Source organism: Bradyrhizobium sp. Ken51, from assembly GCF_055807435.1.
Window position 1 is genome coordinate 55,639 of record NZ_JBVVPB010000011.1, and the last position, 12,402, is coordinate 68,040.

Annotated in this window: 13 protein-coding genes; 8 read left to right on the forward strand and 5 right to left on the reverse strand. The window is 63.9% G+C overall.

The window, feature by feature from the left end:
• Nucleotides 1-16: 16 nt before the first annotated feature.
• Nucleotides 17-715, forward strand: coding sequence for an alpha/beta hydrolase fold domain-containing protein (locus AC0L27_RS19650; protein ID WP_354209936.1), 699 nt, complete (start codon nt 17-19; stop codon nt 713-715).
• Here AC0L27_RS19650 and AC0L27_RS19655 read toward each other — a convergent pair.
• Entirely contained in the window at nt 712-951 is a 240-nt protein-coding gene (locus tag AC0L27_RS19655; protein ID WP_007611067.1) for a hypothetical protein, read from the reverse strand. The genes AC0L27_RS19650 and AC0L27_RS19655 overlap by 4 nt on opposite strands.
• Before the next feature lie 330 nt (nt 952-1,281).
• Here AC0L27_RS19655 and AC0L27_RS19660 point away from each other — a divergent pair, with 330 nt between their 5' ends.
• The 3 genes from AC0L27_RS19660 to AC0L27_RS19670 all read left to right on the forward strand — a co-directional run bounded on the left by AC0L27_RS19660 (nt 1,282) and on the right by AC0L27_RS19670 (nt 4,693).
• Nucleotides 1,282-2,190, forward strand: a complete 909-nt coding sequence (locus AC0L27_RS19660) for a dihydrodipicolinate synthase family protein (RefSeq protein WP_275171367.1) — start codon at nt 1,282-1,284, stop codon at nt 2,188-2,190.
• Nucleotides 2,191-2,333: 143 nt separating this feature from the next.
• Complete coding sequence (locus tag AC0L27_RS19665; protein WP_354209935.1) at nt 2,334-3,305, forward strand: SDR family NAD(P)-dependent oxidoreductase; 972 nt, start codon at nt 2,334-2,336, stop codon at nt 3,303-3,305.
• A gap of 275 nt (nt 3,306-3,580) precedes the next feature.
• Nucleotides 3,581-4,693, forward strand: a complete 1,113-nt coding sequence (locus AC0L27_RS19670) for an alpha/beta hydrolase family protein (protein ID WP_354058917.1) — start codon at nt 3,581-3,583, stop codon at nt 4,691-4,693.
• A gap of 10 nt (nt 4,694-4,703) precedes the next feature.
• Here AC0L27_RS19670 and AC0L27_RS19675 read toward each other — a convergent pair whose 3' ends face one another.
• The gene (locus AC0L27_RS19675) at nt 4,704-5,210 is read right to left on the reverse strand and encodes a MarR family winged helix-turn-helix transcriptional regulator (protein ID WP_354058918.1); all 507 of its coding nucleotides are present in this window, start codon (nt 5,208-5,210) and stop codon (nt 4,704-4,706) included.
• A 404-nt stretch (nt 5,211-5,614) separates the two neighbouring features.
• Between AC0L27_RS19675 and AC0L27_RS19680 the strand changes: the two genes are divergently transcribed.
• Nucleotides 5,615-7,171, forward strand: a complete 1,557-nt coding sequence (locus tag AC0L27_RS19680) for a porin (RefSeq protein WP_354209934.1) — start codon at nt 5,615-5,617, stop codon at nt 7,169-7,171.
• Between the two features lie 318 nt (nt 7,172-7,489).
• Here the strand turns inward: AC0L27_RS19680 and AC0L27_RS19685 are convergent, their stop codons facing one another.
• From AC0L27_RS19685 to AC0L27_RS19695, 3 genes are all read right to left on the reverse strand, one after another.
• On the reverse strand, nt 7,490-7,981 hold the full coding sequence (locus tag AC0L27_RS19685) for a GcrA family cell cycle regulator (RefSeq protein ID WP_354209932.1): 492 nt from the start codon (nt 7,979-7,981) through the stop codon (nt 7,490-7,492).
• A 72-nt stretch (nt 7,982-8,053) separates the two neighbouring features.
• Nucleotides 8,054-8,251, reverse strand: a complete 198-nt coding sequence (locus AC0L27_RS19690; protein WP_007603456.1) for a hypothetical protein — start codon at nt 8,249-8,251, stop codon at nt 8,054-8,056.
• 200 nt (nt 8,252-8,451) lie between these two features.
• Nucleotides 8,452-9,393, reverse strand: coding sequence for an acetamidase/formamidase family protein (locus AC0L27_RS19695; RefSeq protein ID WP_354209931.1), 942 nt, complete (start codon nt 9,391-9,393; stop codon nt 8,452-8,454).
• Between the two features lie 164 nt (nt 9,394-9,557).
• Here AC0L27_RS19695 and AC0L27_RS19700 point away from each other — a divergent pair, with 164 nt between their 5' ends.
• From AC0L27_RS19700 to AC0L27_RS19710, 3 genes are read left to right on the forward strand one after another with little or no spacing between them, the layout of a single operon-like run.
• A complete protein-coding gene (locus tag AC0L27_RS19700; protein ID WP_473320068.1) occupies nt 9,558-10,325 on the forward strand; it encodes a YdcF family protein in 768 nt (255 codons plus the stop codon).
• A gap of 56 nt (nt 10,326-10,381) precedes the next feature.
• A complete protein-coding gene (locus AC0L27_RS19705) occupies nt 10,382-11,164 on the forward strand; it encodes a DUF169 domain-containing protein (protein ID WP_275171359.1) in 783 nt (260 codons plus the stop codon).
• A 14-nt stretch (nt 11,165-11,178) separates the two neighbouring features.
• The gene (locus tag AC0L27_RS19710) at nt 11,179-12,363 is read left to right on the forward strand and encodes a saccharopine dehydrogenase family protein (protein WP_354209927.1); all 1,185 of its coding nucleotides are present in this window, start codon (nt 11,179-11,181) and stop codon (nt 12,361-12,363) included.
• Nucleotides 12,364-12,402 lie beyond the last annotated feature (39 nt).

Here is a 12,402-nt window from a genome sequence, read left to right on the forward strand (position 1 = left end):
GTTCCGATCTATCCGCTTGCACCGCGCGCGACCGAAGGACGTCGTGCCGGCGACGGCCGAGCTGTTGCGGATGTTGCTGGAGGATGCCGGGTCCGCAAAGGTCACGGTGGTCGGCAATTCCGCCGGCGCCGGTCTCGCGCTCGCCGCATGCCAATGGCTGCGCGATCGCGGGTATCGGCAGCCGAACCGGATGGTGCTGATCTCGCCGGCGGCCGATGCATCGGTCAGCCGCCCGGAGCAGGTTGCGATCGCGGCGCGCGATCCGATCCAGGATATTCCGGGGAACCTCGAGGCGGGCCGCCTCTATGCCGGCGAGCTCGATATTGGCCATCGCTTCGTCAGTCCGCTCAATGGCGCGTTCCGCGCGCTTGCGCCTATGACGATCTTCTCGGGCACGCGCGATCTGCTCTTTCCTGATAGCGTCGAGCTCGCGGACCGCGCGACGGCGGCTGGCGTGCCGGTCGAGCTGCATCTGCTCCGTGACCAGCCGCACAATTACGCGCTGATGCCGACGCCGGAAGGGCGGCGTGCGCGTGCGATCATCTTGCGAGCAGTGGCTCAAGGGGGAGGTGTGATCGTTGTCACAAAGAGCGCCGCCGCAATGGGGTCTGGCGCTGTCGATGCCCGCGCGGAAAGACCATGCGGCCCCCGGGGCGTTTCCTCGTTTTTAGTCTTGGTCCGTCGTCTTGGTATCAGTAGTTTTGCGGAGCGTTAGGCGTGGCCCTTGATCTCGTAGTGTCCCGGCACGCATTTGTAGCGATCGAGCCGCCAGTTAGCGTGGTAGATCGGATGTTCGCCCATCCATTTTGCCAATGGGGCCTGTGCGCCGATCGCACACTGCATCATCGACATCTCGGGCGTCATGTTGCTGTCGGTCACGATTTCCTCGATGCAACTGCCTGAGCTGGCTGCACTCAGCCGGCAGAGCACGGCAACGACGGTCACGAACATTCCAGTCACCTCATCGGTAGTTTCTGACCACGAAGAGGATGCAAGCGGAGTGCCAGAGCCTGTGACGCAAACAACACGCTGGCATGGCCGACTCGACCCGGCGTCCGGAGTCCATTTGACGTTTCGGATTGTAAAAAAATTGCCCCTAAACCGAAGCCGGACAAATACGGGGAACCGGCGGGGGTGAGTCGCAGGGATGATCGATTGTGGGGGCAGCGCCGCGCCGGTGGCGCTTCACAGGCCGCGCGCAGCCGGTAGGCTCGCAGGACCGTGGGCACCCGCCAAAAGAGCGGGAGCGCCACAAGGGATATGGAAACGCGAGGGCAGACCATGAAGGCACGACCGACCGGCGTGATCCCGCCGATGACGACGCCGTTCCGCAAGGATGGCGAGATCGACTACACGCTTGTGGCGCCTCAGGTCGACTGGATGATCGGGGCCGGCGCGCATGGCGTCGCGGCCGGCGGCTCGACCGGCGAGGGGCACACGCTCGATCACGAGGAATATCGCGACCTGATGGAGGCGACGGTCGCCGCGGTGAAGGGACGCATTCCCGTGATCGCCGGCATCATCGTCGATTCCACCCGCGATGCGATCCGCCGCGGCAAGCTGGTGCGCGACATGAATGTCGCCGCGCTCCAGGTCACGCCGGTGCACTATCTGTTCAAGCCGGACGACGAGGCGATGGTGGCGCATTTCCGCGCCATGGCGGATGAGACCGGCATGCCCATCATCATCTACAATGTGGTGCCGTGGTCGTATCTTTCGCCGGCGCTGCTGACGCGGATCATGACCGAGGTGCCGCTGGTGGTCGGCGTCAAGCAGAGCGCGGGCGATCTGAAGCTGTTCGCGGATCTCATGATGATGGCGCCTGACAAGCTGATCTACAGTGCGGTCGATGCCCTGATGTATCCGTCCTACACTTTAGGGGCCCATGGCTCGATCGCCGCGATCCTGACCGCGGCGCCGCATGCCTCCGTCGCGCTGTGGGATGCGGTGAAGGCGGGTGACCATCCGCGCGCGCTCGACCTGCACAAGAAGCTGCTGACGCTGTGGAACGCCGTGATCGCCGACAATCTGCCGGCCTGCACGCGCTATGCGCAGACGCTGCAGGGCCTGCCCAGGACTTATCCGCGCGCGCCGATGCCGGAGGCCTCAAGCGCGCAGCAGGCGACGATCCGCAAGGCACTGGACGGGCTCGGCGCGTTGAACGGGCGGCGCGTCGAGGCGGCCGAATAGTCCACGCCCCGAAATTACTGATGAGCACGGCAGCGCCGATCCGCTTTTACCTGCGGATGCGGCGCTGCTACATTTTGCGCGCGCTCCGATGCGCGGCTTAGCCATGAAGAAACATACCGACAAGGGGAGGGGCCGAAAGTCCCATGAAGGATTTTGCAGGAAAGATCGCCGTCATCACCGGCGGCGGCACGGGAATGGGACGCGAGCTCGCGCGGCAGCTCGTCGCCGAGGGCTGCAATGTCGCGATGTGCGACGTCTCGGAAGCCGCGATGGCCGAGACCAAGCGGCTGTGCGAGGTCGAGAAGCTGCCGCAGGGCCTGCGCGTCACGACCCACATCGCCGACGTTTCGATCGAGGATCATCTCAAGCGATTCCGCGACGAGCTCGCCGAGCAGCAGAAGACCGACCGGATCCATCTTCTGTTCAACAACGCCGGCATCGGTGGCGGCGGCAGCCTGTTCACCAACACGCGCGAGCAGTGGGAGCGCACCTTCAACATCTGCTGGGGCGGCGTCTATCTCGGCGTTCGCACCTTCCTGCCGATGCTGGTCGCAGCCGACGAGGCCCACATCGTCAACACCGCGAGCGTCAACGGCTTCTGGGCCTCGATCGGCATGAACCAGTCCCACACCGCCTACAGCTCGGCGAAGTTCGCCGTGAAGGGATTTACCGAAGCGCTGATCAATGATCTCCGCCTGCACGCGCCGCACGTCAAATGTTCGGTGGTGATGCCCGGCCATATCGGCACCTCGATCGTCTCCAATTCGCGCAAGGTGCAGAGCGCCGACGGCTCGGAGCGGCTCAACCCCGACGAGGTCGCGCTGACCCGCAAGCGCATGGTCGCGGCCGGCGTGCCGGATGCCGACAAGATGTCGGACGAGGACATCCAGGCGGTGTTCGCCGAGCGTGCCCGCAGCTTCCTCGAGGATGCGCCGACGACGGCGGCGCAGGCCGCCAGTATCATCCTCGATGGGGTCAAGGCGGAGCAATGGCGCATTCTCGTGGGCGAGGACGCAAAGCGCCTTGACGAGCGCGTTCGTGCTACGCCGGAGCAGGCCTACGAAAGATCCTTCTACGAAAGTTTTACGCAAGAGGTCGGCTGGCGGCTCGGTTGAAGCGGGCGCCGAGCGCGCGCGGATATAGGTATGATGCTCATCATGGCAAGAGGCGCTCGGGCAATTTCGCGTGCCATCTCTTGCCAGTTCGCTGCCGGCGTTTCCTGCCAGTGTCGACCACTCATGACCAATTGGAATGTCACGCATGCGATACGTCCCTTCGTTCAAGCGATGGTGATCTCGAACGGCTCTCATTCGGCGCACGGCAGCTTGGTCAGGGAACCAAAATAGTTTAGTCAATCATGTGTAAGGCGATGACCAGAGCGTAGCTCCCGATGATACCCGCATGCCTCTCCGACGACTGGATCCTTTGCCCGGAGCGAGAGGACATCTCCGCTGAGTTCACGCGGCTCCTGACCGCGGCCCAGGAGGGCGGCGCCACCATCGCGGAATGCCTGATGATCGCGCGGCAGCTGAAGCGGGGCGAAGACCAGTCCTGGCATCGCGAGTGGAAGAATCTGGCGCAAGCCAATCGGCTTCGTGCGGAGGCCGCGTTCGCGGAAGGTCACAGGGCGACGGCGCAGCGCAACTGGCTCCGCGCCATGAATTACTACAGTGCGGCCGCAATGCCGCTCGATCAGGCGGACGAGCGCCGCTGGGTCGCGGTCCTCGCGATGCAGGATTGCGCCCGCCGCTTTCTCGCCGCGCGCGATCCGGCCGGGGAAGTCATGACGATACCCTGGCTCGACGGCCATTCGTTGCAGGGCTATTTCCTGCCCGCGCCGTCGGGACGCGTGCGAGCTCCGACCGTGATCTGCATCGGCGAGCCCGGTCACCGCAAGGAGGAGTTTCTGTTCAAGCTCGCGCCGCATGCGCGCGAGCGCGGCTTCTCGCTGCTGGCGCTGGACCTGTTCGGTGATCAGCGCGACGATTATCTCGACGGGCTGTTGCGGCGCCGGGATCTCGAGAGTGCGATTCCGTGCGTCATGGACTATTTGGAGACGTGCAGCGACGTCGATTTCGGGCGCGTCGCGATCGTCGCCGATGGCTGGGGCTCTTCTTTCGTGGCCCGCGCCGTGCTGCAGGAGCCGCGGCTTGCCGCCGCCGTGTGCGATGGCGGCCTGTGGGACCTGCACGAACGGGCCTTCTTTGCCAGCCGATTCGCGATGAGCGACGTCAGCATCGTTCCGGTGCCGCATGCTCCGCTGATGGCCTCCAGCGCCGACTGTCCGGTGCTGATCACGCTCGGCGAGGACGGCTGGCTCAAGGCCGATCGGGCGCGTCAGATCGTCCAGACGTCCCGGCTCGGCAGCTCGGATGTCATGTTGAAGGTATTCACCGCGGCGGAAACCGGCGCGGCGCAGGCCCATGCGGACAATCCAAGCCTTGCCAATGAATACATTTTCGATTGGCTCGAATCCCGGCTCGGCGCGGCGGGCCGCATCTAAGGACGTCGCCTCAGAAGTCGAGAGTCAGGCGGACGCAGGCCTTTTCGAGACGGGTTTTCAACATCGCGAGCTTGGTGGTGAATTCCGTCAGTTCTTTCTCGTCGAACTCCTGGAAGACGAATTCCTTGATCGTCTTGTACTGCTCGGTGAGGCTGGCCAGGTGCTTCTGGGTCTTCTCGGTCAGGGACAGCCGGACCACCCTTGCGTCGGTCGGCGAGGGGCGGCGGCGCAACAGGCCCTTCTTCTCGAGCAGCTTGGACTGGGTCGTGACGAACGACGGGTCGACGTGGAGGAGTTTTGAGACGACGTTGACCGGAATGCCGTCGTCCTTGTCGAGGTCGGAGATCGCCATCAGGATCAGCCATTGCGGGCCGCTGATGCCGAGCGTTCTCGCCCAGAACTGACGCAGCTCCTCCAGATACATGTTGATCGACGATATCTCCCAGGTGAAGCGCCTGATGATATCCAGATTGCCGATGGGGCGGAGGCGCGCCCCTTCTTTCCTCGTCGCTGACACAGCGTCACTCCCGTGATCTGGTTTGTATGCGGCCGGTGTGGTGCAAGCCATAGTCCACGCAAGCCTGCTCTGACGCAAGTGCAGAGCAGGCTAATTTTGTCACTCAAACTACAAAGATGATTTGCTCACGGATCGCTTCGCCTGAGTGTTGCGTATGGGGTACAGGTTTAGTGAAACCACAAAGCTGACTAAATAAGGTATTTTGATTAGTCAACGGCGCAGGCATATTGCTTCGTGACGGTGGGGGGTTCTCGATCGTCCCGTTGCAGCTGGTTCGCTCACGTCCCTCGCGTCGAAAGCGGGTGTGTCCGAAAGCGCAAAGCGGCCGAACGGATTTGCAAGACGGGGATCTGGGGGGCCTCACGGTCCGGTCTTCGTAAAATGAGCAACTTGGAGGTTTTAATATGAAAGTGGTGAAGAGCCTTTTGCTCGGCACTGCGGCGGGTCTGATCGCCGTCGGTGGAGCTCAGGCGGCTGATCTTCCGGTCAAGGCCAAGGCGGTCGAGTATGTGAAGGTCTGCTCGCTTTACGGTGCGGGTTTCTACTACATCCCGGGCAGCGACACCTGCATCAAGCTGGGCGGTTATCTGCGTGCCGAAGTGGCGCTCAATGCCGGCGGCAACTACAGCGCCCAGTACAACAACGTCTTCGCGGCCAATAACCGCCTGACGAACTATTACTCGATGCGCGCTCGTGAAGATCTCAACATCGACACGCGCACCGCGACCGAGTACGGCGTTGTCCGCACCTATTTCGATGCGGTCTTCACCTGGACGACCGGCAACTATGTCGGCGCCGGTTCGGGAACGGGTGCCACCCAGTACAGCAGCACGCTCGGCCTCAACGCCGCAGGCACGGGTCTGATCGGGTCCAGCGGCGGCGCCGTCAACGGCACCGACGGGGGGATCTCGGGCGGCGCGCTCGGCGTCTACTACGCCTTCATCCAGTTCGCCGGCTTCACCATGGGTAAGGCGGTGTCGCAGTTCGACGCGCCCTGGATCAACTATCCCGGCAACAACTTCGACCAGCTCGTCGGCGGTAGCGGCACCACCAACGGTGTCGCCCAGTTCACCTACACCGCCGATCTGGGCCAAGGCATAACGGCGATCGTCTCGGCGCAGGACCAGACGCAGGTGTTCCAGACCGCGCTGTGGAATACGGCCGGCATGTCCACCACCGGCGTCCTCGGCGGTGCCTACGGCTCCAACGATCTCGGCGGCACCCGCGCCCCCGATCTCGTCGGTACGCTCCGCGTCGACCAGGCCTGGGGCCTGTTCCAGGCCTCGGTCGCGGCGCACGACAACCACGTCGGCTATTACGGCGCGAGCGAAGCCACGGGTCATCCTGAAGACAAGTGGGGCTGGGCCGTCCAGCTGGCTCTGTCGATCAAGAACATCCCGACCGGTGCAGGCGACGTGATCAACATCTCGGGCGTCTACACCGACGGCGCGAGCCGCTACAACTTCCAGGAGCTGGCAGCGACCAACTACTCGATGTTCGGCGGTTCGGGCGGCGCGTATCAGAGCATCGGCTTCGCCGGCGTGTCTGACGCGGTGTTCGCACCCGGCAGCGGCCTCGAGCTGACCAAGACCTACGGCTTCCGTGGTGCCTACACCCACAACTGGAGCCCGTACTGGAACTCGGCGCTCTATGGTGCGTGGGCTGCCGTCAACTACAGCGGCACGGCCAAGGGCATGATCTGCGGCAGCGCCGCGTTCGCGACCCTGACCGGTACCTGCAACCCGGACTTCAACATCGGCCAGATCGGTGTCATCACCCGCTGGACCCCGGTCAAGAACCTGACCTTCTCGGCTGACTTCACCTACAGCCACCTTGACCAGAAGTACTCGGGCGTGATCACGACGCCGGCGCTCACGAGCGTTGCCAAGCCCGCGGCGACCTATGAGCTGAAGGACCAGGACACCTATAGCCTGCTCGTTCGCGCCCAGCGCAACTGGTAAGCCTTGGTCTTCTTACCTGGGTCTTCAGACGTGGGTCTTCGGATATGACGCAGCCCCGGCGGGACACCGCCGGGGCTTTTTTTACTAAGATCGCTTTCGGAAAATCCAGCAGCCCGTGCGGGCAACGAAGACGAGCCATGCGATTCGACCGGCCCAAGTTTATTTACTTACCTGAGTTACTAAGCTATATAGCTCTCAGCCGATGACGAAAGTTGCGGCTCTGACTTGATGCTAAACCTCCAGGAACCTCCGGCAATGCCCTGCCGGAGGTTTTTCGTTTTGGGACACGGCTTTAGAACGTGGCTCTTGGACATGGCTCTAGCCGCGCATGACGCGCGCGCGGGAATTCGGCCGGTAGGCGATGCGGCTGTGGCCGGCGCAATAGGACTGGCCGTCGGGCGCGGAGTTGCCGCAGAAGCAGAAATCGTCTGCGCCAGGTGTGGATATCGGCCAGCGGCAGCGGTTCTCGGCAAGCTCCAGCAGCGAGCAGCGATTGGCGTCGTCGATCGGACCGGCGACCATCGGCGCACCGGTCTCGCCGTAGATCGTGGCGAGCATCTCGTATTGCAGGCGCGGCACGGTCCGCGGCGCGCGCGAAGGTGCCAAGCCCCTGTCCTGAACCTTGCGGTCGTCGATGGTCCGGCCGCGCGTCAGATTGAGGCGAGACAGCTTGCCGATCACGGCATTGCGGCTGACGCCGATGTCGGCGGCGATCTCGCGGCAGGAGAGGCCGGCCTCGAAGTGCTGCCTCAGCAGTTCAATGCGTTCGTCGGTCCAGGTTTGTGAAGAAGTCGGTGAGAGAACAGGCATTGGTGCGGTCCCAGGTTGCAGATGTCGGCCATCCGCTTCTCGAGATCCGTCCGCCTCACGTTCGGCGCGCGCTCACGTCCTGCCATTGTCGCGAATCGACAAAAGCCCGTCCTTGATGGCGAGACGGATGCCTTCCTCGATCAAGGTACGTGCGACGCCGGGAACGCTGGTGCCGTGGGTGCCCTGTCTCACCAGCTTCTCCAGATAGGTGATGGTCGAGAGCGCCAAGGTTACGGGAATGCGGTCAGTCTCGGCTTTTTCGGTGGCCATGCCTAAACGCTAGCCTCTTACGCAGGTACATAAAAGTGACGATTAAGAGTCTATTTAGGTTTGAAGGCAGAAGTCAATTGCAGGCTGCGGCGCTCGCTCAGCCCGTTGGAATCGCGAAGGAAATTAGGCATGACGAGGCACGCCGCGCGAACAGGCCGGCGGCTGCGTGGCCTCGACAGGTCAGGAGTGGGCGGGTCGGCTCAGCCGTGCACGATCGCCTTGTCGATCATGCAATGGATGCCCTTGGAGCCGTTGACGGTCTGGGTTACCCGCAGATCGGCCGCCAGGCTGCACAGCGTATAGGCGTCCTCGCGCGACAAATTGCGCCTCTCGCCGAGCAGCACGATCATGTCGCGCAGCGCCCGCACCACGCATTGGTCGAGGTCGGGGTCCATCGCCATGGTCATGTAATGCGTCGCCGTCTCGCCGCGGGGATAATCGAGCCTGAGGTCCTTGCGCAGCGTTAGGCGAAAGCGGCCCTGGAGTGCGGTCTCGATCGCGGTGACGCACACCTCGCCGTCGCCCTGCACGCCATGGCCGTCGCCGCAGGAGAACAGCGCGCCCGGGACGAACACGGGCAGGTACAGCGTCGCGCCGGCGCCAAGCTCCTTGTTGTCGAGATTGCCGCCCATGGCGCGCGGGACCAGCGAGGAGATGCGGCCCCAGGCGGGAGGAGGCGAAACGCCCATCACGCCGAAGAACGGCTTGAGCGGCAGGTCCAGCCCCCACGGCATGCGGGCAACCATCCGCGACCGGTCGAGCGGGATGTTCAGGATACGCGTCTCGTGAAAGTCGTCGGGCAGGGTGCCGGACAGGGGCTTGATCATGTTCCAGCCCCAATCCTGCCGGAGCTGGACGTCGAGGATCTCGACCGCGAGCACGTCGCCGGGTTCGGCGCCCTCGAGCGCTATCGGGCCAGTGAGGATATGGCCGGGCAGCATGCGCTCGTTCTTGGCATGAACCTCGAACATCTCGGGCGGAATGTGAAATGTGTCGCGGTCGGGCAGCATGTCCGGACCGCCGCTGATGGTATCGACCGTGACCTCGTCGCCACTCGCGACGGTAAGGACGGGTTTGAGCGCGGCTTCGAAGAAGCCCCAATGGCAGGTCTCGGGGCTGGAATGCAGGTGGTGATGGGTCATGTGGCGTCCGTCCGTTTCACAGGCCCGGGCTTGACCAGGCAATCGATCCTCTTCCAAGAAGCTTTCTGAAGATCGACGGGCGGGTCAAGCCCGCGCGCAACAGGCACGACCATTCCAGCGAGGCTCCCCTGCTTTTTGTCCTGTCAAAGACCCTCGGCACCGCGGTGCTGCCGATCAACTTCATGATCGAGCTCGGAATCGTCTCGGTCGTCCTGATGGCGACGCGCTTTGCCGCATTCGGCCGCAAGCTCGCCGCGGCCACGCTGATCCTGCTGGCGCTCGCCGCGTTCTCGCCGCTCGGCAACCTTTTGCTCTATCCGCTGGAGTCGCGTTTTGCGCCGTGGGATCCGTCGCGGGGTGCGCCCGACGGCATCATCGTGCTCGGCGGCTCCGTCGACACCGATCTGTCGGCGGCGCACCGCACGCCGGTCGTCGCGCACGCGGCCGATCGCCTGTTTGCGCCGGCTGAGCTCGCGCGCCGCTATCCGAGCACGCGTATTGTTTTCACCGGGGGCACCGCGAACCTGGTTTCGACGGACTCGCGGGAGGCCGACTACTCCGCGCCGATCCTGGAGAATCTGGGTATCGCGAAGCAGCGCCTGATCCTCGAGCGGGACTCTCGCAACACCTACGAGAATGCCATCTTCACCAAACAATTGGTGGCGCCCAAACCGGGCGAACGCTGGCTCCTGGTCACCTCGGCCTTTCACATGCCGCGTTCGATGGGGATCTTTCGCAAGGCGGGATTTGACGTCGAAGCCTATCCCGTGGACTGGCGAATGGGCGGGCGTGACGATCTTCTCTCTTTCACCAATGTCGCCACGGACGGGCTCCGCCGAACCGAGGTCGCCGTGCGCGAATGGATCGGGCTCGTCGCCTACCGCCTGATGGGCCGGACCGGCGAGTTGCTCCCGGGGCCGGCGAGGGACTAGAACCGTTCAAGAAACAAGAACAGCGCCGGCGCGCGACTGCCGGCCGGGAGGACGCCATGCAACAGCAGAGTGCAGACCGCATCGATCTTGCCGGCCTCGTCGCCGATCTCAACGGCCTGCTGCGGCTGAAGACCACGGTGATCGGCATGAAGCTGTTCGCGCGGACCGCCGACATGGAGGCAATCCCGAAAATCCGGCGGCCGACCGCGGTCCACACCACCGACCAGATCGTCAGCATGGCGGCGCGTCTGGGCTGGACCGTGGGCATCACCGCCGACGATCTCGTCGGCGCGCAATGCCGCGCGGTGATCGGCCTCGCACCGCAGGACGAGAAATGGCTCGCCGGAGAAAACTATGTCGGGGTCTGGCACGGCACGGCGGAGGACGCACGCAAGCGCCAGGAGGCGCTGGACGTGGTTCCGTTCGGGCAATATCAGGCGCTCGCGGTCAGTCCGCTGGCGAGCGGCCGGCTCGATCCGCCGGACATTTGTCTCGTCTATGCGACGCCGGGGCAGATGATCATCCTGATCAACGGGCTGCAATATACCGGCTACAAGAAGTTCGAATGGGGCGTGGTCGGCGAGACCGCTTGCGCCGATTCCTGGGGCAGGGCGCTCAAGAGCGGTGAGCCCAGCCTGTCCTTGCCATGCTATGCCGAACGGCGCTATGGCGGCGTGCCGGACGAGGAGATGCTGATGGCCCTGAAGCCGGAACATCTCGCCAAGGCGGTTGTGGGCATGAAGGCGCTGGCCAAGAACGGCCTGCGTTATCCGATCCCGCCCTATGGTATTCAAAGCGATGTCCGTGCCGGCATGGGCGTGAGCTACGCGAAGAAGTGAAGTAAAGGCGGACCATGAGCTCTGCGAAATTCGACATCGTCGTCTATGGCGCGACCGGTTTTACCGGCCAGCTCGTCGCCGAATACCTGACCCAGCACTACAAGAGCGACCACGCGCTGAAATGGGCGATGGCAGGCCGCAGCCTCGGCAAGCTGAAATCGGTGCGCGATGCGATCGGCGCGCCCGGGAATACGGAGCTGATTGTCGCGGATGCGTCGGATGCGGCTTCGCTGAAGGCGATGGCGGAGCAGACGATGTCGGTGATCACCACCGTCGGACCGTACCAGCTCTACGGCGAGGAGTTGCTCGCAGCCTGCGTGGCCACGGGCACGGATTATTTCGATCTCTGCGGCGAGCCGATCTGGATGCGCCAGATGATCGACAAGTACGAGGCGGCTGCAAAAGAGAGCGGCGCGCGGATCGTGTTTTCCTGCGGCTACGATTCCGTGCCGTTCGAGCTCGGTACGTTCTTCGTCCAGGAAGAGGCCAAACGTGTCTTCGGCGCGCCGGCCCCGCGCGTGAAGGGCCGCGTGCGCGACATGCGCGGCACGCTCTCGGGCGGCACCGCCGCGAGCGCGAAGGCGACCTTCGATGCCGTGGCGAAGGATCTCAGCCTTGTCGCCATTCTCAACGATCATTTTGCGCTGACGCCCGGCTTCAGCGGCCCGAAGCAGCCGAAAGGCAACAGGGCAGCTTTCGAGGAGGATCTGCAATCCTGGGCGGCGCCGTTCATGATGGCGCTGATCAACACGCGCAACGTTCACCGCTCCAACATGCTGATGGGATTCCCCTACGGCCAGGACTTCGTTTACGACGAGATGGTGCTGACCGGTCCCGGCGAGAAGGGCGAGGCCAACGCCAAGCTCGTGATGGCTGCCAATGCGGGCAAGACCGGCCCCGACGCTCCGAAGCCAGGGGAGGGGCCGTCGAAGGAAGAGCGCGAAAACGGTCTGTTCGATCTGCTCTATATCGCGATCGCACCCGATGGCCGCATGGTACGCGCCGGCGTCACCGGCGACCGCGATCCCGGCTACGGCTCGACCTCGAAGATGATCTCCGAATGCGCCATCTGCATGCTGCGTGACACGACCGACGTCGCAGCCGGCTTCTGGACCCCGGGCGCGGCGATGCAGCACAAGCTGATCAAGCGGCTGGTCGGGAACGCGGGGCTGACGTTCGCGGTGGAGGCCCAGACGTAGCTTCCGTAGGGTGGGCAGAGCGAAGCGTGCCCACCACGT

Bases quoted from the DNA above. Each gene is read 5' to 3' on its own strand.
- AC0L27_RS19655 (WP_007611067.1), bottom strand. From the start codon at position 951: ATGTTCGTGACCGTCGTTGCCGTGCTCTGCCGGCTGAGTGCAGCCAGC.
- AC0L27_RS19660 (WP_275171367.1), top strand. From the start codon at position 1,282: ATGAAGGCACGACCGACCGGCGTGATCCCGCCGATGACGACGCCGTTC.
- AC0L27_RS19695 (WP_354209931.1), bottom strand. From the start codon at position 9,393: ATGACCCATCACCACCTGCATTCCAGCCCCGAGACCTGCCATTGGGGC.
- AC0L27_RS19705 (WP_275171359.1), top strand. From the start codon at position 10,382: ATGCAACAGCAGAGTGCAGACCGCATCGATCTTGCCGGCCTCGTCGCC.
- AC0L27_RS19690 (WP_007603456.1), bottom strand. From the start codon at position 8,251: ATGGCCACCGAAAAAGCCGAGACTGACCGCATTCCCGTAACCTTGGCG.
- AC0L27_RS19680 (WP_354209934.1), top strand. From the start codon at position 5,615: ATGAAAGTGGTGAAGAGCCTTTTGCTCGGCACTGCGGCGGGTCTGATC.
- AC0L27_RS19685 (WP_354209932.1), bottom strand. From the start codon at position 7,981: ATGCCTGTTCTCTCACCGACTTCTTCACAAACCTGGACCGACGAACGC.
- AC0L27_RS19710 (WP_354209927.1), top strand. From the start codon at position 11,179: ATGAGCTCTGCGAAATTCGACATCGTCGTCTATGGCGCGACCGGTTTT.
- AC0L27_RS19670 (WP_354058917.1), top strand. From the start codon at position 3,581: ATGATACCCGCATGCCTCTCCGACGACTGGATCCTTTGCCCGGAGCGA.
- AC0L27_RS19665 (WP_354209935.1), top strand. From the start codon at position 2,334: ATGAAGGATTTTGCAGGAAAGATCGCCGTCATCACCGGCGGCGGCACG.